The sequence below is a fragment of the Clostridium sp. AM33-3 genome (assembly GCF_003480315.1).
Classification (GTDB): Bacteria; Bacillota; Clostridia; order Lachnospirales; family Lachnospiraceae; genus Brotaphodocola.
In genome coordinates, this window is the sequence record NZ_QUIV01000008.1 from 76,829 (window position 1) to 102,053 (window position 25,225).

A 25,225-nucleotide genomic window follows, 5' to 3' on the forward strand; every position below is an offset into this window, starting at 1 on the left:
CTGTCACATTAATAATTGCCGAGGATTTTAAAATTCTGTGCCTCCGTACCGATGCCCCGCAGTGCATTCTGTACACCTGCATCCTGCAGATTTCCCTCAATATCCACAAAGAACCGGTATTCCCAGTTTTTCCCCGGAATCGGCCGGGATTCGATCATGATCATGTTGACATGATTGAAAATGAAGTTTCCCAGCATGTTATAGAGGGAACCGCTGGTATGCGGCAGTTCAAAGCAGAGACTGATCTTGCCGGCAGCCTTCTGATAGACCTTGCGATTTGCCAGGATCACAAAGCGGGTCGTGTTGCCCTGATTGTTCTGGATGGACGGCTTTAACAGCTCCAGTCCGTACAGCTGCCCCGCGATCTCACTGGCGATCGCTGCCTGGGACTTGTCTCCCTCCTTCACCACGCGCTTTGCGGCCACTGCCGTATTCTCCACGCTGATCTGCTTCAGACCATTGTCATTTAAAAAGATGGAACACTGCATCAATGCCTGCGGGTGGGAAAATACGGTCTTTACATCTGCCAGTCTGGCCCCCGGCACACCAAGCAATGCATGATTTACCGGAAGAAAGGTTTCTGCCACAATATAGTTGTCGTAACGGGTCAGCAGATCGTACATGTCGATGACAGCTCCCGCGGAGGAATTCTCAATCGGCATCACCGCGTAATCCGCGTTGCCCAGCTGCACCTCCTTCATGGCGTCCTCGAAGCGTGCCACATGATAGATTTCAGCATCCCTTCCAAAATACTGAATGGCTGCCGCATGGCTGTAAGCACCTTCCACGCCCTGATGCACCACGCGCACTCCCTCTACCGGCAGTCTGTCCAGCTGCTCAAAGCCCAGCTTTGCGGACCGGCCATGCTCTGCCAGGATCGAATACTGGTATTTGCGGCTGATGGACATCATCTGGGAGAACAGCTCCCGCACCGCGATCTGGTTAAAGTCACTGCCTGCCATGGCACTGACCGCCTCCAGCTTCTGCTTCTCGCGCTCTGCGTCATAGACAGCCTTTCCGGTGGCGATCTTGGTCTCTGCCACCTTGCCGCAGATATCCATGCGCTCCTCGAATAATTTTACGATCTGTTTGTCGATCACATCCAATTTATTTCTGCACTCCAGTAAATCCACTGTTTCTCTCCTTTGTCTCTGCCTCCAGCTGCTCACGCCTTTCGTAAACCGCGGCGCTCTTCCTGTTCTTTTACCAGCATTTCTCTGATCTGTGCCTCACTGTAGGCGCCTGCACGTTTCCGGTCTTCTGCCGGAAGCTCTTTGATATAAAACGGTTTTCCGAACTCAATCGTCACATGAGAAGGACGAATAAACGGAAAATGCTTCTCCAGGATCTCCGCGGTTCCGGTAATGGCCACCGGCACCACCGGGCATCCGGATTTCTCCGCGATCTTTAAGCTTCCCTCCTTAAACGGCAGAAGCTCTGCCGGATCCTTCGCCTTGCAGCGGGTCCCCTCCGGAAAGATCCATATGGAAGAACCGCCTTTTACCTTCTCGATCCCCTCCAGAATGGTCTTTAAGCCCGCCTTGATATCCTTGCGGTCCAGGAACAGACAGTTCACATTGCGCATCCAATCCCGCAAAAGCGGAATCTTTTCCATCTCTTTTTTGGCTATAAAGCCGGTCTGCCCCGGCACTACAATATAACCGGTCACGATATCAAAATAGCTTCTGTGATTTCCCACATATAAAACCGGCATGTCCGGAATGTTCTCCAGTCCTTTCACAGTCAGCGTAGAACCGGTCAGGCGGAACACCATGCGCAGCACCTGCTTTACAACCTGCAGGGCATATTCTTTCTGGCGGTTTTCATCGTTTTTCCAGACGCACTTTTCTCCGATCAGGAGCGGCAGCGCACTCACCAGGAGAAATACGATCAGCACCAGGAGAATCAAAATTACTCGTATCATCCCACACCTCATTCTTTTCGTAAGTATTCCTGTCCAGTATATAAAAAAAGAGGTGCAAAAACAAGTCATTCGCACCTCTTTTTTGGAAATTTGGATATCTGTTCAAACAATAAACCGGTGGCAAACCACAGCGGCGCAAAGTCCAGACGGATCAGACCATTCACACTGGTCTGATAACCGGTATAATCCCAGGGGCACATACCCCGGCCCTGCAAAAATGCCCCGGACAGATACTCTGCCGTGAAGATGAGTACCATATAAAGCAGGCCATGCCGGATGATCCGGTCCGCCCGGCTTAAGGGACCGTCCCCGATCCAGCGATCTGCAAAGCTGCCGATGGGCGCCAGAAGCGCACCGCAGCCATAAATCGGGAACATCAGAAGAGAGGTCCGCCCCATCAGCCGCCAGTCATGGATCAGAATGGATTCCATCGACGTAAACACAACCTCCAGGCACCAGCCTGTCATGCCGCACAGGAAAAAATGAAATAGAAATCGCCGTAATCTGTTCATACGATTAATATAACGCTCCGGCCGGCACTTTATTCATCCGTCATGCTTTGTTTTTTATTCTGCGGCCGGATTTTCTTTCATGAGGGCCAGCAGGGCATCACGCTTCTCATCCAGGTAGCTGCCCCACTCCTGCGGATCGATCCAGACACTGCTGTCTGCTCCGTTTTTGATTTTCTCCAGCTTTTCTGCCATATGGTTGTTGATGCAGTGATTTCCCAGGAAGAAATCCACATGTTCATTCCGGACCTTTTTCAGGGAGTCCAGATAGATTTCCCGCATATGGCACTGCGGGTCCCCGATCTCAGTCAGATAATCGGCTGCCAGTGTGTTAAAGCCAAAGCCGCCGTAATAACCGGCACGGACAGTGCGATTTTCCTCCGTTACATCAAAGAAGAAGGAGATGCAGCCCTCCGTGTGCCCCGGTACCAGATAAAATTTCATCTTCACACTGCCAAAGGTAAGCTCATCACCATCCCGGATCTCAACATCTGGTACAATGAGCTCATCCATAAGATCCGGGCTGTCCTGCACAAAGGACTTCTCCGGATGCTCCCGGTACATAGCCGCGTCCGGAGCTCCCATATAGATTTTGGTACCGAACATATTGCGCATGAACTGTGCAGCGCCAATGTGGTCTACATGACCATGGGAAAGAATGATCCACTTCACATCCTCCGGGTTAAATCCAGCCTTCCAGATAGAATGGATCAGCATTGCCGTGCCGCCGCAGTTTCCGGCATCGATCAAAAGCAGCCCGTCTCCGGTATCGATCAGGTGCACACAGACCCAGCTGTCACCCACATAGTAGACATTTCCAAACATATGGAATGGTTCCATATAACGCGCATTCTGCTCCGTCCAGTATTTGGACATTGGATTCTTTTTAAACTCCACCCGCCGCTCACAATAATTCTGATAATCTTCCTTCATGCTCATGGCAATACTCCTTCCGTTTTCTGATACTTTATTAATTCACGTACCTGGCGTACACGTTCCGTTAAAAAGTCCGCCCATACGGTATCATCCAGATAAGGCTGGTTTTCATGCGTATACTGTCCTGCCCGGTCCACGATCTCAATCTGGTTCGGATGGCTCGGCAGAGCAATGTCTACATGAATCTTCTTTAATTTTTCAGCATCATCAAAGAAACGCTGACGAAGATCCGGAGTCAGATATTTACTGGTGGCGTAATACTTATCGTTCATGGTATTGGCCCCAACACCGCCATGCATGGCAACTGTATACTCAGCTCCGTTTACCGGATTTTTCTCTTTCCAGAAAAAGCTGGTGCAGCCAATGGTATGGCCCGGAGTCAGCATGGTCTGAACACTGATGTTTCCCAGGGTTACCGGCTTATCGTCAGAATAAAACTCGTCCGGTTCAAAATCCTGCACGTGGGAACCGGAATCCGGGATCATGGTCTCCTCCGGGCAGCTTTTCATGAATACATAGTCCTCTTTGGACATATACATGCTTGCGCCGGTCAGCTTCTTCATCTCAGCCGCCGCACCGCAATGGTCAAAGTGCGCGTGGCTGATCAGGATCTTCTTAATATCTGTCGGTTTATATCCAAGTCTGTAGATCGAATCTACCAACAGGTAACTGCTCTCCGGGATTGCCGTATCGATCAGGATCAGTCCGTCACCTGTGTCGATCAGGTAACAGCCAACCCAGGTCTGACCTGCCACATACCAGGTATTGGGGGATACCTGGAACGGCTTAACTGCCAGTGTCCACGGCTCATGCACAAGGGTCTCTACCGGATGTGGGATTGCCGGGCTACAATGAAATGACATAATGATTCTCCTTTTTCATTCAACTTTTCTTTACAACTTCATTCAGTATATCACTTTTTTATCTGTAGAAATACTGAATATTTGATACACATCCATCTTTTTCCAGTTTTTCAAAATTTATCTGAACTGGAAGTCCAGGCTCATCCGGAAGATATAATCTGGTTCCCTTGCGGGTTGGCTTTAAGCGGTAATACTGCTCCATATATTCCGTATTCGGTTTATGGAACTCCACCTTTTCTCCATCTTTTAACATGACACCCATCAGTGCACCCGGATGATCATTCTGACCGGAACATACATGGCAGCCTCTGCTGCGGACCATATCCGTAATCTTCAAAAACTCACCCATTGTGTAGATGGATGGCATAACAGTAATATATTCCACGCCTGCATCCATATACGCCTTATACTCCAGAGCATAACGTGCAGATTCACCGTAATCAACCGGAACATAGCGGTCTTCTTCCTTCATCATACGGATAAATTTTGCAATTTCTTCGCTCTCTGTATGTACGATAGGCTCTTCATACCATGCAATATCATACTGGTATGCTTCCCGGATAAACTTCATAGCTGTCTGGGCGTCATATGCCTGATTGGAATCTACTGCCAGTTTCATATCCGGACCTACTGCCAGACGGATTTTCTCGATGCGGCGAAGATCATTTTTCATATCGCCAAGAGAGATTTTAATCTTTGTTGTATCAAATCCCTCTTCCTTGATTGCCAGAATTTCTTCTACCAGTTCCTCATCTGTTCTTAATACAGAACCGCCGCCTTTGTAAATGTCTGCGTAATTTTTTTCAGCTCCAAGCAGCTGATACATCGGAATGCCACGTTTTCTGGAAATCAGATCAAACAGGATCACTTCCATCTGAAACATTGGAACACTAAAATTATAATTAGCACGTTCCATCCAGTAGAAGATTTTTCTCCACTCCAGATTGGTTCTCGGCATCGGATCTTTCAGCATAAGCGGAAGAATGGTCTGCCATACAGCCGGCGTCACTGGCCCCTCACCGCAGTCTCCATCCTCATCGTATACTCTCAGCCACGGAGTAAATGTCCAGGTTTTCTGAACTTTACCAGTTCCATCCTTCCATACCTGCTTGCGTGGTTTCGGCTGAAAGGTATATAAAACAGCCCTGGTAAGCTTAATTTTTTCCGGGAAAGCAAAGTCCTCATTGATTTTCATGCAAATGTGCTGATCTACTTCACCGTTGATCGAATATATCATCTTTTCCATTCCTCCTGGTCAATACAGTCTTACTGGCCGTTATTTAAGTATGGCTCAGAACGAGTTTTTTCAGATAAGATCTGATGTATTCTCTATTCTGAGCCAGATAAAAACTATTATAATCGATTACTTTTCTTTTTTCTTAAGCTTTGGTGCGATGTACGGCCAGAGGACAGAAAAGATTGCGATCAAAAGTAAAATGCAGGATGCCGGTCTCTTGAAGAACATCAGCATGTCACCTCTGGAGAAGCTGACTGCCTTACGGAAGTTTGTCTCCAGGGTAGATCCAAGTACATACGCAAGAATAAACGGAGTAGATGGAATTCCTGCATAAGCCATCCAGATACCGATACCAGTAAACATCAATGCCATATAAACTGCAAAAATATTGTTTGCATTGGTGTAAACACCTGTAAATGCCAGGATCAGGATTGCCGGGTACAGATAGTGATACGGTGCTTTCAGAAGAAGCGGGAATGCTTTGATACCAAAGATCTCAACAACCAGCGCAATCACTGCTGCAAATACTGCTGCCAGGAAAATCATGAAAACGAATACCGGGTAGTTTCTCTGCATCAGAGGACCAGCCTCAATACCATGAATGGTCAGACCACCTAACAAAAGTGCCGTGGTTCCATCTCCAGGAATACCAAGTGCAATCATCGGGATGATAGCACCACCGACAGAAGCATTGTTTGCTACCTCAGGAGCAATGACACCATCTACACAACCTTCACCAAATTCCTCAGGATGTTTGGAAGAATTCTTTGCCATGGTATAAGCAACTACGTTTGAAAGTGCTGCACCCATACCAGGAAGGAATCCAATACCAAGTCCTACCAGGAAAGAACGGATGATATTGCCAATGTTTCTGGTAAGGTCAACCAGCGGAAGGGTGAATTTACCAATTTTTCCTTTGAAAGTACCTGCTGCACCAGTCTCTCCTTTTGCATAGTCGCTTAAGATCATAGCACCTGCAAAAAGACCAGTCAGAACGCATACCATGTTGAATCCGCCAGACAGATAATAGGAATTAAACGTAAATCGTGGAGTAGAAGAAATCGGAGCATAACCAATCTGGGTAATGAACAGGCCAATTGCTGCACCGATAAAACCTTTCAGCATACGCCCTTTGGACATACTGGCCACCAGGGTGATTGCCATCAGACCAAGTGCAAAATACTCCCACGGTCCCATCTTAACTGCAAATTTGGAAATAACCGGGCATGCGATCATTGCGATCAGGATGGACGGAACAGTACCCATGAAGTTTGCAACGGTACCAGCAGATAATGCTCTGGTAACTTCGCCTTTCTTTGTCATGGCATATCCATCATAACAGGTAGACAGAGAACTCGGGGTTCCCGGAATACCAAGAAGGATAGAACCAATGAAACCACCTGAGCAGCTTCCTACCCAGATTGCAATCAGCATTGCAATTGCTACGTTAGAATCCATCGCAAAGGTAAGTGGAAGGATAATGGTAATTGCCATTGCTCCAGACAGACCCGGGATCGCACCCAGGATCAGACCGATGAATCCACCGATCACCATCATAATAAGACAATAAGGGGTAAGCAGAATCCCCATTGCGCTCACAAAATCAGCCATCTTTATCCTCCTTAGAACAGTACGCCGCTCGGAAGCGGAATGCTGAATACTTTTACAAACATCAGATACATCACTGCGGTCATGGCTGCTGCAAATACAATGCGTTTCCAAACTGCGATGCCCTTGCCCTGGCTAAACATGGAGCACAGAACCAGAAGTGCTGCAAAACATGCGATCACATAGCCTAAAAACTGCATTGCAACAATGAAGCCAAGCATTACAGCAGAAATCAGACATAATCTGCCAAACTGTGGTCTGGTGTAAAATACCGGAGATGGCTTCTTTCCGTTTATCAGAAGACCAATTCCGCAAATAATCATAATACCAGCTGAGATATATGGAAACGCCTGCGGACCAATATCTCCAGCCATGGTAGATGCTGGAAGCTGAGATGTCATGAAGGCAATCAAAACACCCAAAACAACTGCAATCAGACCTGTAACACGATCTCTTGTCATAATATACTCCTTTGAAATCCATTTCGAAAAAGAGCCCCAAGCGACTCAGACCTCTTGGGGCTCCTGCATGTTACACTGGTTAAATTCTTAATTCTTATTTCATTAAAGCTGCTGCTTCACCGTATTTAGCCTGCATGTCAGCAACAATAGATGCTGCATCATCCGGGGTATTGTAGCCAGCTTCCATCTGCATCTGATGATACTGGTCGATGATGTCCTGATTTTCCAGAACAGTCTTCATGGCCTCACTGATCTTAGCAACATCGTCTGCAGACATTCCCTGAGGTCCACACAGTAAAGAAATGCTGGACAGCTCGCAGCTATCAATACCAAGCTCTTTTAAAGTCGGAACATCTGGCATAGCCTCAGACTTCTGATCACCAGTAATTGCCAGTGGCTTCATATCGCCAGCCTCAACATACTGTTTTGCATTTACGATCGGAAGGATTGCCATATCTACCATACCGCCAACCAGGTTGGTAATGGTGTCTGCGTTACCACCACAGTCAACAATGGTGAACTCGGTACCAGTTGCCTGCTGGAATAACATCTGCATGAAGTGACGGTTTCCGTTTGCCTGTACACCAGTCAGATATTTTCCTGGCTCTGCTTTCGCAGCGTCAATCAGTTCCTGAAGCGTATTTGCTTCTACATTCTTATTTACAACGATACAGTTGGTCTCAGCACCTGGAACAGTGATTGTACCAAGCATCTGGAAATCTTCATATGTATGATCGTACTGACCGGTAGCCATCATACCGCACTGACCGGTATGACCCAGATACAGGTTTAAACCATCCGGTTTTGCATTTCTTACAGTTTCCAGTGCAACGGTACCACCGCCGGTTGCATCGTTGATAACTACGAAGTTTGCACCAGTTGCATCGCTCATTCCCTTAGCGAACAATCTTGCGATCATATCGGTACCACCACCTGCAGATGCCGGTACATAAAGCTGTACAGTACCGTTCGGCCAAGTGCTCTTGGAAGCATCTCCCGCTACGGTAGAAGTGCCCTCAGCCTTTGCCTCTTCTTTGGACTCTGCCTGAGTTTCCTCTTTAGACTCTGCCTGAGTTTCTGCAGCTGCAGCAGTAGTTTCTGCCGGTGCAGCCTGTTTGCTTCCACAACCAGCCAGTGCCATTGCCATTGCGCCTGCCAGCATTACGCTTAATAACTGTTTTCTCATAACCCTTTTCTCCTTCTCACTTGTTTCAAAAAATCCACACATTTTTATCGATATGCTTGTTTTTTTTGGATGTTTTGATTATACTTTCTTTGTTACCTTAATTCAACTTATCAGTTTTTATGCTTTTTCTTAATTTGATTAAGAGTCCTATTTAAAGGAGGTTTTTATGGATTTAAAACAGATTGAAAATATGATTGCCATCGAGCAGGAACAGAGCATTTCCCGGGCTGCGGAAAAGCTGTTCCTGACCCAGTCGGCACTGAACCAGCAGCTTTTAAAGCTGGAAAAGGAGCTTGGGACGCCACTCTTTGAGCGCCGCAAGCACAGCATGATCCCGACCTTTGCCGGGCGCATTTACCTCACGACAGCTCATAAGATGGTCGATATGAAAAAAGAAACCTATAAAATCATTTCCGATATTTCCGAAGAAAATCTTGGTGAAATCACTGTAGCATATACACCAGAAACTGGTGCTTCCATGTTTTCCAAAGTTTATCCCATTTTTCACCGAAAATATCCAAATATCACATTTCATATTTATGAAGAGCGTGTAAAAAAGATGGAACAATTAGTTTTGAAAAACGAAGTGCATTTTGCCTTTATTACCTATGCAGAAGGGATAAGACATCCCGATCTGGATTACCTCGACATGGATACCGAATACATGATTCTTGGTCTTCCCATCACCCATCCACTGGCTCATCTGGCAGGGAAAAACAGCCATGAAACCCTTCCACGGCTTGACCTGACATTGCTCAAGAATGATAGCTTTATCCTTTTAAGTAAAGAAACCCGCATGCGCGACATGATCGACCAGGCCTTTACCCATGCCGGTTTCCACCCAAAAGTTCTATTTGAGTCTGTGAGCACCCATACCGTGATCAACATGTTAAAAGAACAGATTGCCCCTGCCTTTTTCCCACAATCCTATGTAGATCCTGCTGCACCGATCGCTTATTTTACCGTGAATCCAAACCAGCGCTGGTCACGCAGCGTTGCTTTCTTAAAAGGCTGCTACTTCACCCGGCCGGAAAAGTATTTCATAGCTCTGTGTACAGATTACATGCGTGGTAAATTGCAGGAACATCTTGATACAATTACACAAACTGATTCCGTGTCGAATCATAATGATAATCAATTGCATCCAGTTTCCTGCTGATCTCTGCTTTGTCCAGATCATAAACCGCGCACAGTTCGTCCAAGCTGTCATAATTGTCCCGCAATTGGGTGTTTAAAAAGCTCATCAGCATAACCGGATCTTTTGGAATTGCTGCCATAATTTTTTATTTCCTTTCTTTTTGCAAAATGTTATAATAACGTTACTGCTTGCAGATGAGAATTTGCCGAATGGAAAATTCCATATAATTCCGCACACATGCATTGCATTTTGTACAACGCATGTGCTGCAACATAATAATAGAACGAATTTGAAAAACTCACAAGTTTTTTGTGACAGGAGGCCCAAGACCCCACTATGAAAACCCCAAAAAAGAATCTCAAACGTATCCTGATGATCGCCACCGGCGGCACCATTGCTTCAAAGCGCAGTGCCGACGGCTTAAAGCCGCTTATGACCTCCGAAGAGCTGCTGGGCTTCGTGCCGCATGTAAAGGAATTCTGCGAAGTGACTGCCACGCAGGTCATCAACATCGACAGCACCAATATCCAGCCAAAGCACTGGTTGCTGATCTCTTCCACCATTGAGCGCTTCTACGATCAGTACGATGGCTTTGTGATCTGCCACGGCACCGACACTCTGGCCTACACCGCGTCCGCGCTTTCCTACCTGATCCAGAATTCCCCGAAGCCCATCGTGATCACCGGTGCGCAAAAGCCCATCGACCTGGAGATCACCGATGCAAAGACCAACCTGTCCGACAGCTTTCTCTTTGCAAGCTGCGATAAGGCGCACGGTGTCAATATTGTGTTTGACGGCAAGGTCATTGCCGGAACCCGCGGCAAAAAGGAACGCACCAAGAGCTACAACGCGTTCTCCAGCATCAACTTCCCCTATATCGCGACCATCCAGGACAGCCACATCATCTTCTATCTGGATGACAAGGATCAGGTAAGCAAGGATGTAACCTTCTACCACAAGCTGGACAGCAAGGTGACTCTGTTAAAGCTGATTCCGTCCATGAACGGCGGCATCCTGGATTACCTGTTTAAGCACTATGATGCAGTCATTATTGAGTCCTTCGGCGTAGGCGGCATCCCTTCCTACGAGGATGACAGCTTCCACCGGGCTATTGAACGCTGGATCAATGCCGGCAAGTTTGTCATCATGACCACCCAGGTCACCAACGAAGGCAGCAACATGTCTGTCTACGAGATCGGCAAAACCATCAAGAAAGAATTCGGGCTCCTGGAAGCATACGATATGACCCTGGAGGCTACCGTCACAAAGCTCATGTGGATCCTGGGACAGACCCACAGCCCGGACACCGTAAGGGAGATGCTTTACAGCACCATCAACCGGGATATCCTGTATACAACAAAGTGGAAGGCCTGACTGCCTTTCCACATAATGCCAAACCGGCTGGTACTGGAAGCTCAGCAGCAGGTTTCAGGACCAACAGGTTTTGTGATTATCACCGCTTCACATTCTGGCTCTCCGGTATCACCGGGAGCCGGCCGCGGAAGAACCGCTTTTTGAGTTCCTTCCAGCTGAAAGGAATGATCGGGTAAATATAGCTCTTGCCGGCAATTGTCTTATTGAACACAATCGCGCAGACTGCGATCACAAATCCCGTGATATACCCCCACACATCAAACACCGCCGTGAGCAGCAGCAAAATGACACGCATGAACTTAAGCGCATAGCCAAGTTCAAAGCTTGACTGGCTGTAGTTTGCAATGGTCACAAAGGCCATGTACAGCATGGTTTCCGAGTTAAACCATCCAGATTTTACCGAGTACTCTCCCAGAACAATACCGGCAATCACGCTTAAAGGTGTGGTCAGCATACTCGGAGTGTTGATGGCTGCCAGACGCAGGCCGTCAATGGCAAATTCCAGGATCAGAAGCTGAAAGATCAGCGGCACATAGGTCATATCCGAAAGCTTCGTAAACGCCAGCCACTGTGGCAGCGCATCCGCGTGCATCATGCCAAGAAGCCACGTCGGTGTAAGAAGCAGACAGAGAACGCCTGTCATCATGCGGGATAAACGTAGATAGGTTCCGGTCACCGGTGGGAAATAATAATCATCTGCCTCCTCAATGATGTCAAACACGGAGGAAGGCAGCACCATGGCCGCCGGAGAATTATCCACCAGGATCACGATATTTCCCTCCAGAATACAGGCTGCCGCCGTATCCGGACGCTCCGAAAACTTAAATTTTGGGAACGGGTTGTACCATTTATGAGGGAAGATTCCCTCTGCCAGACTCTCCTGGTTCATGGTCAACGCGTCTACCCGCAGATTCTGGATCCGGCTTCGGATATTTTTTAAGAGCTCCTCATCTACCCGTCCTTCCATATAACAAACCGCAATGTCCGTGTGGGAGCTGTTGCCTGCGCTTAAAATTTCCATGATCAGCTTCGGATCCCGAATCCGGCGGCGGATCAGTGCCGTGTTAAAAATCAGAGTCTCCACAAAGCCGTCCCTGGAACCACGCAGCACCTTATCCTTCTCCGGCTCTCCCACGCCGCGGGCCGGGTAGGTGCGGCAGTCTATCATCATACATTTGTCATAGCCGTCAATGAGCACCGCCGTAATGCCACTTAACAGCTGTACGATCATATCCTCCTCATTCGCGATCAGCCCCACCTCCCCGTAAGGCATATATTTTCCAGAAAACCCGTGGGCATCCGCCGGAAGGTCCTCCGGCTTAATGCTCCACCAGGCCTGCAAAATCTTTAAGAGGACTTCATCCTTCGTCAGCCCGTCCACAAACAACAGGCAGCCTTTTTTTCCACCTATGGAAACAACACGATAAACCACATCAAAATTCTTTTCCAGACTCAGTGTTTGCTTCAGATGTTCCAGATTAGCTTCCAGATTTTTCGAAAACTGCACGCTATGTTCGCTCCTTTCCACGTCTTTTTGCCGTTTACAGCTCATGCTTCCACTTAGTATGTGAGAATTCCCCTCACTTATGCACCGTATGTTCTCATGAAAGTTGCACAAATAACTATCTGTTTTTTGATATGAAAAAAAGTTTTTCTGTCACATTTTTTGTCTTTCTCTATAATGCAAACGAACGTCTCTGTATGGCGGACGTGTGTATACAATTTGAGCAGTTTTTCCTATCCGAAATGCACAATCTTCTTAAAATTGCACAATATTCCTTGACGCTTCCCGGAATTGATGCTATAGTGTGTTTTGTAAGAAAGACATGCGCGCCATCACTCCGGCGCCTTTTATTTTCTTAACTGGTATGGGGATACCAAGCGAAGACTGTATTGTGTAACGGTTTTTGATCGTGACCAGGAGCTGCTTTCTGTGGGGGAAAAGCGGCTCCTATTTTTTTGCGCTTTTATTCTGCTTTTCGTTCCTTCCTTGACATAAAATCTCCGAAATGTTACTATACTTACAGAAGTCATCCATAGTTATGAATAGTTATCCATTACTATAAAAGTTATCCATAGTTATGAATAGTTATCCATTTCTATAGAAAACACTTGTGATTTCATCCCAAAAATGCTACCATTAAGTATCATGCGGAGTTTTGCTCAGGCAAAGCTCCTTTTTTATGAAACCTAACGCAATACAGGGAGGAAACAACCATGGCACTGATCATTCCAGCAAACTATGATCCCCACCTCACGGTTCGGGAGACTCAGGAAGCAATCAAATACATCCGTGATACATTCCAGAAGGAATTTGGCAAAGAGATGCACTTAGAGCGTATCTCCGCACCGCTGTTTGTCACCCGGTCCAGCGGTCTGAACGATAACTTAAACGGCGTAGAGCGTCCGGTCCAGTTCGACATCGCCGCAATCCCGGGAGAGACCGTTGAGGTCGTACATTCCCTGGCAAAATGGAAACGTATGGCGCTTAAGGAATACGGCTTTGAGCCGGGTGAGGGCCTTTACACCAACATGAACGCGATCCGCCGCGACGAGGAATTAGACAATCTCCACTCCTGCTATGTAGACCAGTGGGACTGGGAGAAGGTTATCACAAAAGAAGACCGCACCATTGAGACACTGGAGTCCACCGTCCAGACCATCTTCAAGATTATCAAGCATATGGAGCATGAGGTATGGTACAAATATCCGCAGGCAGTCAAGCATCTGCCGGAGCACATCACCTTCATCACCTCCCAGGAACTGGCAGACCGCTACCCGGATAAGACTCCGAAGGAGCGCGAAAACCTTATCACCAAAGAACACGGTTGCGTATTCCTTATGAAGATCGGTGATAAGCTCACCACCGGTGAGCCGCACGACGGCCGTGCGCCTGACTACGATGACTGGCAGTTAAACGGCGATATCCTGTTCTGGTACGAGCGGCTCAACTGCGCTCTGGAAATCTCCAGTATGGGTATCCGTGTAGACGAAAAATCCTTAGAAGAGCAGTTAAAGAAGGCCGGCTGCGAGGATAGAAAGAACCTTCCGTACCATAAGATGCTGCTTAACGGAGAGCTTCCGTACACCATCGGCGGCGGTATCGGACAGTCCCGTCTCTGCATGCTGCTGTTAGACCGCGCCCATGTCGGCGAGGTACAGGCAAGCCTGTGGCCGGAGGATATGAGAAAAATCTGTAAAGAACACAAGATTGTTCTGCTGTAACCAAAAAATGAACCGGGGCAGCGCACATGCGCTTTCCCGGTTCATTTTTCATTTATTTTATGCCTCCGGCTTCTCAACCTGTACGATTGCTGCCTTCTGCATCGGGATGCGGCAGTTTTTGTTGCTGCCGAACTCTACGATCACGGTATCATCGGTCATATCGATGATTACGCCGTAGAAACCACTGCTGGTCAGTATACTGTCACCGATAGCAAGACCTGCCATCATCTCGTCTACTCTCTTTTTCTCTTTCTTCTGCGGACGATATCCCATGAAGTAGAAGATACCTCCGAAGATTACCACATATAACACAATCATAACGGTTGGGTTCATGGTAGAAGTTGCTAATAACATGTTGTCCTCCTTGCGGCTGCGCCTGCGCCTCGCTCTGGCCAGCCTTATTCGTTTTTGTTTAAAACCCCGAAATGTGAATAACTATTCCTGCGGGCCTTCCTCCATACCGGCAAGCTTCTGAGCCTTGTACTCAGCGTACCGGTGCTGTTCGATCGCGTCGCGGATCTCTTCCATCATTTTATTATAAAAATACAGATTATGCAAGACGCACAAACGCATTCCCAGCATTTCCTTTGCCTTAAACAGGTGGCGGATGTATGCCCTGGAATAGGAACGGCACGCCGGGCACTGGCAGCCTTCCTCGATCGGACGCGGGTCAAGCTCATACTTCTGGTTCAACAGATTGAGCTTGCCATGATTTGTGTAGACATGGCTGTGACGTCCGTTGCGGGACGGGTAAACACAGTCAAAGAAATCTACGCCTCGGTCTACCGCCTCCAGGATGTTTGCCGGAGTTCCAACGCCCATCAGGTAGGTCGGCTTGTTCTGCGGAAGATGCGGAACCGTCACATCGAGAATGTGATACATCTCCTCATGGGTCTCACCTACGGCGAGGCCGCCTACCGCATAGCCGTCCAGATCCATGTCCGCAATGGTCCTGGCATGCTGGATCCGGATGGAATCCACAACACCGCCCTGGTTGATACCGAACAGAAGCTGCTCTTTGTTGATGGTATCCGGCAGAGAATTTAAGCGTGCCATCTCTTTTTTGCAGCGCTCCAGCCAGCGGGTCGTGCGGTCAACAGAGTTCTGGATATAAGAAAACTCTGCATGGCTCGGCGGACACTCGTCGAAGGCCATCGCAATGGTAGATGCCAGATTGGACTGGATCTGCATGCTCTCCTCCGGTCCCATAAAAATCTTGTGTCCGTCAATATGGGAACGGAAGGTTACACCCTCTTCCTTGATCTTGCGAAGACCGGAAAGGGAAAATACCTGAAAGCCGCCGGAATCGGTTAAGATCGGCTTATCCCAGTTCATGAACTTATGAAGTCCGCCAAACTGCTTGATCAGCTTGTCACCAGTCCGCACATGCAGGTGGTAGGTGTTAGACAGCTCCACCTGCGTGCCGATCTGGCGCAGGTCATCGGTGGAAACCGCACCCTTGATGGCGGCCACCGTTCCTACATTCATGAAAACCGGAGTCTGGATGGTGCCATGCACGGTCTCAACCTCAGCGCGCTTGGCCCGTCCGTCCGTTGTGATCAGTTTATATCTCATAATTATTTCTCAGCCTTTTTCTGTTTTCTGGTAGTCAGGACATACCAGAGAGCACCGGTCACGCATACGGAAGAATAGGTTCCGCAGACGATACCAACCATAAGCGGCAGGGCGAACTCACGGATGGAGGATACGCCCAGAAGAAACAGAACAAATACCATGATGAAGGTAGTCAGAGAAGTATTGATGCTTCTGGTAAAGGTCTGGGTGATACTTAAGTTTACGATCTCTTCAAGTGTCTGCTTACTGCCTGCCTTCTTCAGTGCCAGGTTCTCTCGGATACGGTCGAAGATAACGATCGTCGCATTGATGGAGTAACCTACAATGGTCAGCATACATGCAATGAAGGTGGAGCCGACCGACCACTTTGCCAGGGAATAGAAGGTAACAACAACCATGACATCGTGTACCAGAGCCAGGATTGCGCTGGCTGCAAAGCGGATATCCTTAAAGCGGAACCAGATATACAGCAGCATCAGGACTGTTGCAATGGTCACAGCCCATACGGCATCCTTCTTCATCTCAGTGCTCACTGCGCCGGAAATGCTCTCTGCAGTAATCTTCTCAGCGTCAACGCCGAAATTCTCAACCATGGCATCCTCTAACTGCTGTCTCTGCTCTACGTCCAGAGTCTTGGTCTTGATGATAACCTCGTTGGTACCGGCAACCTTCTGGGTCTGAACGTCTGCGTCACCGGTAATCTTGGAGACAACCGGAACAACCTTTGCAGAAATATCATCCAGGCTCATATCCTCATTGAAGGTTACGTTGGTGGAGGTACCGCCGGTGAAATCCATGCCGTAGTTTAAGATGTAGCCGGTCTGGCCCTTGTGCAGAGCCATGCCTGCCCATCCTGCAACGATAACAGCAATGGAAAGGATGAAGCAGATATTCTTCTTTCCGAGGAAATTGATGATCTTTCCGTCCTTCTTGGTTCCATAGAACTTCGGAGCCTCAAAGCCTACCGCATACAGGGCATACAGCGCGCCCTTGGTGATGAACAGAGCGGTAAACATGGAAAGCACGATACCAATCGCCAGAGTACTTGCAAAGCCCTTAACGGTACCTGATCCACGGAAGTACAGGACTGCAGCAGCGATCAGGGTGGTGATGTTTCCATCCAGGATCGCAGACAGTGCCTTAGAGAAACCAGCCTTGATCGCGGATTTTACACTGTGTCCGAGACCGATTTCCTCCTTGATACGGGTGAAGATGATAACGTTCGCATCCACCGCCATACCAACAGAAAGGATGATACCGGCCACACCCGGAAGTGTCAGAGTGATATCAAATGCAGTCAGCATGATGAGTACCAGGCCAACATACAGAGCCAGAGCAATGACAGCAGCCACACCCGGGATAAGATAAACCACCATCATGAATACAGCAACAATCGCAAAGCCGATGGCACCTGCCTTTAAGCTGGTGGAGATGGCCTGCTGACCAAGCTGTGCTCCGACTACGTTGGAGCGCAGCTCCTGCAGCTCCAGGGAGAGGGAACCGATACGGATGGTTGCCGCCAGGTTCTCAGCCTCGGTATAATCGGTCATGCCATCGATCTGACACTGGCCTCCGGTAATGGCTTCACGGACCACCGGGTTAGAGTAAATCTGGTTGTCGTAAATGATGGCAATGCGCTTGCCTACGTTTGCGGAAGTTGCGTCAGCAAATGCCTTGGTTCCTTCCTCGGTGAAGGTCAGGCTTACCACATAGGATTTCTGACCGTTCTGCTCGATGATTCCCGCTTTTGCGGAAGCCACCTGGTCACCGGTTAAAATGGTCTTACCGGTCTCATCGGTAAAGATCAGGGAACCCGGCTTGCCGAGTTCTTCCAGAATTGCGTTTGCATCGGAAACACCCGGAATATCAATGTTGATCCGGTCACTTCCCTCCTGGTACACAACAGCCTCGGTACTGTAGTTCTGTACACGCTGCTGCAGCTTGTAAATGGTATCGGACATTTCTTCCGATGTCGGATTCTCATCTACTGCCTGATACGTGATGCTGACACCGCCGGCCAGGTCAAGACCCAGCTTGATATCATCCATGGTATCATAGCCGAAGAATCCGAACAGTCCTACTGCGAACAGCAGGACCAGCAGGCCCAGTAAGCCTTTTACTTTGCTGTTCTTCATCTTATTTCTCCTTTTATTCTTCGTCGGCAAGAGCCGCCTTAATCATGATCGCACACTCGATACGCTTTTTCTGCATCTCGCATCCGATCTCATAAGCATCGGTAATGGTTCCGTGGAAGTTGTAGGAATTGGCTGCACAGCCGCCGCTGCAGTAGAATCTTGCAAAGCAGTCTCTGCACTTTTCTTTTGCGTAGACGTTGCAGAGCTTGAACTCATCCCGGATATCCGTTCTCGTAATTCCGGTATCTACATTGCCCATCAGGAAATCTTCCTGACCCACAAACTGATGGCATGGATAGAAATCGCCCCACGGGGTAACTGCCAGGTACTCCGTACCTGATCCGCATCCGGAAAGACGTTTTGCCACACACGGTCCCTGATTTAAATCAATCATGAAATGGAAGAAATTGAAGCCTCTTCCCTCTTTTTTGCGCTTAATATACTCAACTGCCAGCTTGTCATACTCCTCCATGATCTTCGGAAGATCTTCCTTCCGGATCGCGTACGGCTCATCCTCCGCGCCGACTACCGGCTCGATGGACATCTGGTCAAAGCCAAGATCTGCGAAATGCTTCACATCCTCAGAGAAATCCAGATTGTTGCGGGTAAAGGTGCCGCGGACATAGTAATCCTTTCCTGCGCGGCTCTTCGCAAACTTCTGGAACTTCGGAACAGTAATCTCATAGCTGCTGCCGTGACCGTTTCTGGTAGGACGCATGTAGTCGTTGACTTCCTTACGTCCGTCCAGGCTCATGACTACATTGCTCATCTCACGGTTACAGAAGTCCATGATCTCATCGTTTAAAAGCACACCGTTGGTGGTGATGGTAAAGCGGAAACGCTTATTGTTCGGCTCCTCCAGAGAACGGCCGTACTCAACCAGCTGCTTTACCACTTCCCAGTTCATAAGCGGCTCGCCGCCGAAAAAGTCAACCTCAAGGTTGTGGCGGTTGCCGGAATTGGCTACCAGGAAATCCAGTGCCTTTTTACCTACTTCAAAGCTCATGAGAGCACGGCGTCCGTGATACTCACCCTCTTCTGCGAAGCAATACTTGCAGCCCAGGTTACAATCATGGGCAATGTGCAGGCAGAGTGCCTTCACAACGGTCTTTCTCGCTTTAAAATCTGTCACATAAGTCTGGTAAATATCCTTCGTGTACAGCTCCTCTGCGTTGATCAGCTCCTGAACCTCGTCCAGGGCCTCTTTTGCATCTTCAGCTGGGTATGTCTTGGAAAGCTCAGCCTCTGCATTCTTTCTTGCGGTTTCCGGAATCTGCACCGGGGACATCACCTCTCCGATGACTGGCTCTAACAGCGCAACCGCATCGTAAACTACATCGTCTACCACATGGACAGAGCCGCTGGCAATGTCCATGACAATATTATATCCGTTATTTTTATACTGATGAATCACTCAATTTCTCCTTTTTAAATCAAGTCCCTAACACACACATAGGCAGACGCAGATAAAAGTCCCGGTTTTTCGAAACCCTTATCCACCTCTGCCATCTTTTACCGTGTAACTATTCCAGTTTTACAGAAACTATTGTTATAATTATCTGTTTGCGTTCTCGCAGCTCTGGTTGCCAACGGTGCAGGAAGTCTTGCATGCAGACTGACAGGAAGTCTGGCACTCGCCGCATCCGCCCTTCTTCATGGACTCCTTCAGAGTTTTATTGTTTAAAGTCTTTACATGTTTCATGATATCTGCCTCCTGTATTATTCTTGCTCTCTGCCGCCCTTATCTGACCCTCAAAGGCTGCAATTGCATATTTTCGCGTTGATTATACCATATACAGGGAGCGTCCGCAAGTTAAAGTTATGAGATAGGCCGGAACTGCGAATAGCTTCTCCCCGGAATCATACCGCCGCGGTAGGAGGCCAGCTCGCTGACCGTCACCAGCTGAAACCCGCGCTTTACCAGCTCCGGGATAATCGTTTCGCTGGCATCCCCGGTGGCATCATACAAATCGTGCATCAAAATGATATCTCCGTCCTTTACCTTCTCGAGCACTGTCTGGATCGTCTGGGAGGCATCCCTGGTTTTCCAGTCCAGCGTGTCAATGCTCCAGAGAATCGCCGGCATGGAGATAGCGCCCGCGATATTCATGCCCTCCACCGTTTTTGCGCCGCCGCAGGGACGCATCAGCACCGGAGAGATGCCGCAGGCATCGGAAACCACCTGATTTGTCGCCACCAGCTGATTCGCCAGATCAGCCGGAGATACCTTGGTCATCAGCGTATGGTCAAAGGTATGGTTTGCCACCTCACAGCCCTGGGCCACCATCTGTTTTAAAACATCCGGACTCTTGATAACCTGTTTGCCCACCATAAAAAAGGTAGCCCGGCCTCCGTTATCCTGCAGACACTTTAAGATCCGCGGCGTGACCGTAGGTGAGGGACCATCATCATAGGTCAGGGCCACCATGGGTCGGTTCGGATCAATATTTCCGGCGTAAACCGCACCTCCGGTCCGCTTCACCACAGAAACCCGCACACCATCCACGCGAAGACCCACACCAACTGCTCCGGCCTCCGCACCGTCTGAAGCCCATTCTGTCCACTGGGAATCCTGCAGTACACTGTAAAGCACTTCATAGTAGGTTGCCAGATCTCCGGTCAGTTCCATGGCAATGCCCTCAAGAGGCATACTGCCGGCAGAATCTCCTGCCTCATTGCCATCCTCCTGCCAGTCCAGCCATCCGGTTCCGCTTAAGTTTACCCGGTAGCGGATGGTTCCGCTCATGCCCTCCGGCTGCCCGTTCAGTGTCGCCCGTAGTGCTGTTATGTAAGAATTAGCCGGTGCCATGCTGTAGGAATTGTCTGCAAAGAAATGGCTCCAGCCCACTCCATTCACCGCGATGCCATATATGGCTCCCATATCCGGTAGATTGTCCCGGTACTGCTCAGCCGCCGCTGCAGCCAGGCTTTCTGCCTCTGCCGCGGAGGCGCTCATGCTTTCCTGCATTGCCGCTGCCTGTACAGCTGCCCTCTCTGCCTTCCAGCTTCGTACACGTCCGGAAACCGCAGCCACCAGCACACCAGTCAGTACGCAGACTGCCAGGAGCCCCAGGAGCACGATCCGCCGTTTCCGGCGCAGCTGCTTCATTCTCCGGGCCTTTCTTGCCCGCATCTCCCGGATCTCCCGCTCCGAAAGCGGTCGCCCCGGCCTTCCGCCAGGCTGCCAGGGTGCGTTTCCGCCTGTATTTCTCACAAAATTCCTGCTCGAATTCTCTCCCCCACGTATCTGACTCATATATCTCCCATACTTTCTATAAAACGATATGTATGAAAACGACCTCCGGTATTTTCTGCATGAAAATATAGGAAGTCGTTTTCTTACATGCCCGGACCTACTGAGATTACGGTCAGGCTATATTATTTTTTACTCTTCGCTGTCGTCGATATCGAATACTTCCGGAGCCTCATCCTCCATATCCTCATCGCCGGAAAGCAGGATCTCATCATCATCCTCCAGAGCGACCTCATCCTGCGGCTCTACATCTGTGTTGAGCTTTACGGAACGGTAACGCTTCATACCGGTACCTGCCGGGATCAGCTTACCAATGATAACGTTCTCCTTCAGACCGATCAGATGGTCAACCTTGCCGTTGATAGCCGCCTCGGTCAGAACCTTGGTGGTCTCCTGGAAGGATGCTGCAGACAGGAAGGAATCGGTAGCCAGGGATGCCTTGGTAATACCAAGCATAACCTGCTTGCCCTCTGCCGGCTGCTTGCCCTCTGCGATCAGAGCCTCATTCATCTCATTGAAGTCCAGAACATCCATGGAAACGCCCGGCAGCACATCGCTGTCGCCGCTCTCCTCAATGCGGATCTTCTTTAACATCTGACGAACGATCATCTCAACGTGCTTATCGTTGATTTCTACACCCTGCAGACGGTATACACGCTGTACCTCCTGGATCATGTAATCCTGTACTGCGCGGACACCCTTGATCTTTAAGATGTCGTGCGGATTTACGCTACCTTCGGTCAGCTCATCACCGGCCTCGATCACCTGCTCGTCCTGAACCTTGATTCTGGAACCGTACGGGATCAGATAGGTCTTGGAATTGCCGGTTTCCGGATCAGTAACTACGATCTCACGTTTCTTCTTGGTATCTTTCAGGGTTACAACACCGCCAAACTCAGAGATGATCGCAAGACCCTTCGGCTTACGTGCCTCAAACAGCTCCTCTACTCGAGGAAGACCCTGTGTGATATCTCCACCTGCTACACCGCCGGTATGGAAGGTACGCATGGTCAGCTGGGTACCCGGCTCACCGATAGACTGTGCTGCGATGATGCCGACTGCCTCACCAACCTGTACCGGCTGGCCGGTTGCCATGTTGGCACCATAACATTTTGCACAGACACCGATGTGGGACTTACAGCTTAAGACAGTACGGATCTTTACAGAATCACGGCCCATTTTGTTCAGCGCCTTCATAACGGCTGCCGCACGCTTCGGAGTACACATATGGTTTGCCTTTACAACCACTTCTCCGGTCTCCGGATCGGTGATGGTCTCAGCAATGTAACGGCCGGTGATACGCTCCTCCAGGCTCTCGATGGTCTCTTTGCCATCGGTAAATGCCTTGATCTCCATGTACGGGATATCCTTGCCTTCGCAGCAGTCAACCTCACGTACGATCAGATCCTGGGATACATCTACCAGACGACGGGTAAGGTAACCGGAGTCTGCGGTACGCAGCGCGGTATCGGACATACCCTTTCGTGCACCATGAGCGGAAATGAAGTACTCCAGTACGTCAAGACCCTCACGGAAGTTGGATTTGATAGGAAGCTCGATGGTGTGACCGGTTGTATCTGCCATAAGTCCTCGCATACCTGCCAGCTGCTTGATCTGCTTATCAGATCCTCGCGCACCGGAGTCTGCCATCATGAAGATGTTGTTGTACTTATCCAGACCGCCTAACAGGTCTTTGGTCAGCTGGTCATCGGTAACCTTCCAGGTTTCAATAACCTCTTTATAACGCTCTTCCTCAGTGATAAGACCACGGCGGAAGTTCTTTGCAATACGGTCAACGGTTGCCTGAGCATCTGCCAGGAGCTGCGGCTTGGATGCCGGCACGGTCATATCCGCGATGGATACGGTCATGGCTGCTCTGGTGGAGTACTTGTAACCAATCGCCTTGATATCATCCAGGGTAACAGCAGTCTGGGTAGCGCCATGTACGTTGATGACCTTCTCCAGAATCTTCTTTAACTGTTTCTTTCCTACGTGGAAATCAACCTCAAGAAGCAGCTCGTTGCCCGGAATGCTTCTGTCTACGAAGCCCAGATCCTGCGGGATGATCTCGTTGAAGATGAAACGGCCAAGTGTGGATTCTACAATTCCGGTCATCTCGGTGCCATCCGGCATGGTCTTGGTGATTCTTACCTTGATGCGGGAATGCAGGGTCACAGCAGCGTTCTCGTATGCAAGAATTGCCTCGTTTACGCTCTTGAAGATCATGCCCTCGCCGGTTGCGCCCGGGCGCTCCTGGGTCAGATAGTAGATACCAAGTACCATATCCTGGGAAGGAACGGCTACCGGACCACCATCAGACGGCTTTAACAGGTTGTTCGGAGACAGGAGCAGGAAACGGCACTCAGCCTGTGCTTCCTGGGTCAGCGGAAGATGTACTGCCATCTGGTCTCCATCGAAGTCTGCGTTGAACGCGGTACATACCAGCGGATGCAGCTTGATCGCCTTACCTTCTACCAGGATCGGCTCGAAGGCCTGGATACCCAGTCTGTGCAGGGTAGGGGCACGGTTTAACATAACCGGATGCTCTTTGATGACATCCTCGAGTACATCCCACACCTCGGACTGCAGACGCTCTACCATCTTCTTTGCGCTCTTAATGTTGTGAGCGGTTCCGTTCTGAACAAGCTCCTTCATAACGAACGGCTTGAACAGCTCGATCGCCATCTCCTTCGGAAGACCGCACTGGTAGATCTTCAGCTCCGGTCCAACGACGATAACGGAACGTCCGGAATAGTCAACTCGCTTACCCAGCAGGTTCTGACGGAAACGTCCCTGCTTACCTTTCAGCATATCAGAAAGGGATTTCAGTGCACGGTTTCCAGGACCGGTGACCGGTCTGCCGCGGCGTCCGTTGTCGATGAGGGCATCGACTGCCTCCTGCAGCATACGCTTTTCGTTACGGACAATGATATCCGGAGCGCCAAGCTCAAGCAGGCGGGCAAGACGGTTGTTACGGTTGATGATTCTTCTGTATAAATCGTTTAAGTCGGAGGTTGCGAAACGGCCGCCGTCCAGCTGTACCATCGGACGGATATCCGGCGGGATGACCGGGATCACGGTCATGATCATCCACTCCGGCTTGTTTCCGGAATTGCGGAATGCCTCTACAACTTCCAGTCTCTTGATGATTCTTGCACGCTTCTGGCCGCTGGAATCCTTCAGCTCGCGTTTGAGCATTTCAGACTCCTTCTCCAGATCGATGCTCTGAAGAAGCTCAAGCACAGCCTCGGCACCCATTCCTACGCGGAAGTTGCCGTAGCCCCACTTTTCCACCTCTTCGCGGTACTCTTTCTCGGAGAGTACCTGCTTGTACTGCAGGCTGGTCTGACCTGCGTCCAGAACGATGTAGGACGCAAAGTACAGAACCTTCTCCAGTACTCTCGGGGAAATATCCAGGATGAGACCCATACGGCTCGGGATACCCTTAAAGTACCAGATATGAGATACAGGAGCAGCCAGCTGAATGTGGCCGATACGCTCTCTGCGGACGCTGGCCTTGGTTACCTCAACGCCGCATCGGTCGCAGATCACGCCTTTGTATCTGATTTTTTTATATTTACCACAATGACATTCCCAGTCCTTGCTCGGTCCGAAGATGCGCTCACAGAACAGACCGTCGCGCTCCGGTTTTAAAGTACGATAGTTGATGGTCTCCGGCTTTTTTACCTCGCCGTGTGACCACTCCAGAATCTTCTCCGGGGAAGCCAGGCCAATCTTAATGGCATCAAATGTCAATGGCTGATAAGTTTCATTTGTCTCAGGCATGAGCGTTACTCCCTT

21 protein-coding genes are annotated in these 25,225 nt (G+C 49.4%); 3 read left to right on the forward strand and 18 right to left on the reverse strand.

The genetic code is table 11. The features are described 5' to 3' along the window. Positions 1-8 precede the first annotated feature (8 nt). The 9 genes from DW819_RS06630 to DW819_RS06670 all read right to left on the reverse strand — a co-directional run bounded on the left by DW819_RS06630 (position 9) and on the right by DW819_RS06670 (position 8,724). Positions 9-1,133 carry a bifunctional chorismate mutase/prephenate dehydratase gene (locus DW819_RS06630; protein WP_118732616.1) on the reverse strand — a complete coding sequence of 375 codons (1,125 nt, stop codon included), beginning with the start codon at positions 1,131-1,133 and terminating at the stop codon, positions 9-11. Between the two features lie 32 nt (positions 1,134-1,165). Continuing rightward, positions 1,166-1,924, reverse strand: a complete 759-nt coding sequence (locus DW819_RS06635) for a lysophospholipid acyltransferase family protein (protein WP_118732617.1) — start codon at positions 1,922-1,924, stop codon at positions 1,166-1,168. Between the two features lie 65 nt (positions 1,925-1,989). Continuing rightward, entirely contained in the window at positions 1,990-2,436 is a 447-nt protein-coding gene (locus DW819_RS06640; RefSeq protein WP_118732618.1) for a hypothetical protein, read from the reverse strand. A 54-nt stretch (positions 2,437-2,490) separates the two neighbouring features. Beyond that, entirely contained in the window at positions 2,491-3,372 is an 882-nt protein-coding gene (locus tag DW819_RS06645) for an MBL fold metallo-hydrolase (RefSeq protein WP_243025659.1), read from the reverse strand. Continuing rightward, positions 3,369-4,232: an MBL fold metallo-hydrolase gene (locus DW819_RS06650; RefSeq protein WP_118732619.1), complete on the reverse strand. Its 864-nt coding sequence runs from the start codon at positions 4,230-4,232 to the stop codon at positions 3,369-3,371. Before DW819_RS06650 ends, DW819_RS06645 begins: the two co-directional genes overlap by 4 nt. A gap of 58 nt (positions 4,233-4,290) precedes the next feature. After that, positions 4,291-5,478, reverse strand: a complete 1,188-nt coding sequence (locus tag DW819_RS06655) for an enolase C-terminal domain-like protein (RefSeq protein WP_118719494.1) — start codon at positions 5,476-5,478, stop codon at positions 4,291-4,293. A 117-nt stretch (positions 5,479-5,595) separates the two neighbouring features. Beyond that, positions 5,596-7,080 carry a tripartite tricarboxylate transporter permease gene (locus tag DW819_RS06660; RefSeq protein WP_243025661.1) on the reverse strand — a complete coding sequence of 495 codons (1,485 nt, stop codon included), beginning with the start codon at positions 7,078-7,080 and terminating at the stop codon, positions 5,596-5,598. Between the two features lie 11 nt (positions 7,081-7,091). Beyond that, the gene (locus DW819_RS06665) at positions 7,092-7,538 is read right to left on the reverse strand and encodes a tripartite tricarboxylate transporter TctB family protein (RefSeq protein WP_118732620.1); all 447 of its coding nucleotides are present in this window, start codon (positions 7,536-7,538) and stop codon (positions 7,092-7,094) included. A gap of 94 nt (positions 7,539-7,632) precedes the next feature. Further along, positions 7,633-8,724, reverse strand: coding sequence for a tripartite tricarboxylate transporter substrate binding protein (locus DW819_RS06670; protein ID WP_182432580.1), 1,092 nt, complete (start codon positions 8,722-8,724; stop codon positions 7,633-7,635). A 166-nt stretch (positions 8,725-8,890) separates the two neighbouring features. Between DW819_RS06670 and DW819_RS06675 the strand changes: the two genes are divergently transcribed. Beyond that, a complete protein-coding gene (locus DW819_RS06675) occupies positions 8,891-9,883 on the forward strand; it encodes a LysR family transcriptional regulator (protein WP_118732622.1) in 993 nt (330 codons plus the stop codon). On the opposite strand, the gene DW819_RS06680 is transcribed toward DW819_RS06675, so the two are convergent. Further along, a complete protein-coding gene (locus DW819_RS06680; RefSeq protein ID WP_118719503.1) occupies positions 9,822-10,001 on the reverse strand; it encodes a DUF4250 domain-containing protein in 180 nt (59 codons plus the stop codon). The two genes, DW819_RS06675 and DW819_RS06680, sit on opposite strands and share 62 nt — an antisense overlap. 197 nt (positions 10,002-10,198) lie before the next feature. Here DW819_RS06680 and DW819_RS06685 point away from each other — a divergent pair, with 197 nt between their 5' ends. Continuing rightward, the gene (locus tag DW819_RS06685; protein ID WP_118732623.1) at positions 10,199-11,236 is read left to right on the forward strand and encodes an asparaginase; all 1,038 of its coding nucleotides are present in this window, start codon (positions 10,199-10,201) and stop codon (positions 11,234-11,236) included. Positions 11,237-11,315: 79 nt separating this feature from the next. On the opposite strand, the gene DW819_RS06690 is transcribed toward DW819_RS06685, so the two are convergent. Next, positions 11,316-12,743 (reverse strand): spore germination protein, encoded by a 1,428-nt coding sequence (locus tag DW819_RS06690; RefSeq protein ID WP_118732624.1) that lies wholly within the window; start codon positions 12,741-12,743, stop codon positions 11,316-11,318. A 710-nt stretch (positions 12,744-13,453) separates the two neighbouring features. On the opposite strand from DW819_RS06690, the gene asnA reads away from it, so the two are divergent. Then, a complete protein-coding gene (gene asnA, locus DW819_RS06695; RefSeq protein ID WP_118732625.1) occupies positions 13,454-14,461 on the forward strand; it encodes an aspartate--ammonia ligase in 1,008 nt (335 codons plus the stop codon). Between the two features lie 57 nt (positions 14,462-14,518). Here the strand turns inward: asnA and yajC are convergent, their stop codons facing one another. From yajC to rpoC, 7 genes are all read right to left on the reverse strand, one after another. Continuing rightward, entirely contained in the window at positions 14,519-14,815 is a 297-nt protein-coding gene (gene yajC / locus DW819_RS06700; RefSeq protein WP_118732626.1) for a preprotein translocase subunit YajC, read from the reverse strand. 81 nt (positions 14,816-14,896) lie between these two features. Next, positions 14,897-16,036, reverse strand: a complete 1,140-nt coding sequence (tgt, locus tag DW819_RS06705; RefSeq protein ID WP_118732627.1) for a tRNA guanosine(34) transglycosylase Tgt — start codon at positions 16,034-16,036, stop codon at positions 14,897-14,899. 2 nt (positions 16,037-16,038) lie between these two features. Further along, positions 16,039-18,171: a protein translocase subunit SecD gene (secD, locus tag DW819_RS06710; protein ID WP_118732628.1), complete on the reverse strand. Its 2,133-nt coding sequence runs from the start codon at positions 18,169-18,171 to the stop codon at positions 16,039-16,041. Positions 18,172-18,184: 13 nt separating this feature from the next. Next, entirely contained in the window at positions 18,185-19,585 is a 1,401-nt protein-coding gene (gene scfB, locus DW819_RS06715; RefSeq protein WP_118732629.1) for a thioether cross-link-forming SCIFF peptide maturase, read from the reverse strand. 141 nt (positions 19,586-19,726) lie between these two features. Next, positions 19,727-19,873, reverse strand: a complete 147-nt coding sequence (gene scfA / locus DW819_RS06720; protein ID WP_118531699.1) for a six-cysteine ranthipeptide SCIFF — start codon at positions 19,871-19,873, stop codon at positions 19,727-19,729. 117 nt (positions 19,874-19,990) lie between these two features. Next, positions 19,991-21,385: a polysaccharide deacetylase family protein gene (locus DW819_RS06725; RefSeq protein WP_147353163.1), complete on the reverse strand. Its 1,395-nt coding sequence runs from the start codon at positions 21,383-21,385 to the stop codon at positions 19,991-19,993. 171 nt (positions 21,386-21,556) lie between these two features. After that, complete coding sequence (gene rpoC / locus DW819_RS06730) at positions 21,557-25,210, reverse strand: DNA-directed RNA polymerase subunit beta' (protein ID WP_118732631.1); 3,654 nt, start codon at positions 25,208-25,210, stop codon at positions 21,557-21,559. Between the last annotated feature and the right edge of the window lie 15 nt (positions 25,211-25,225).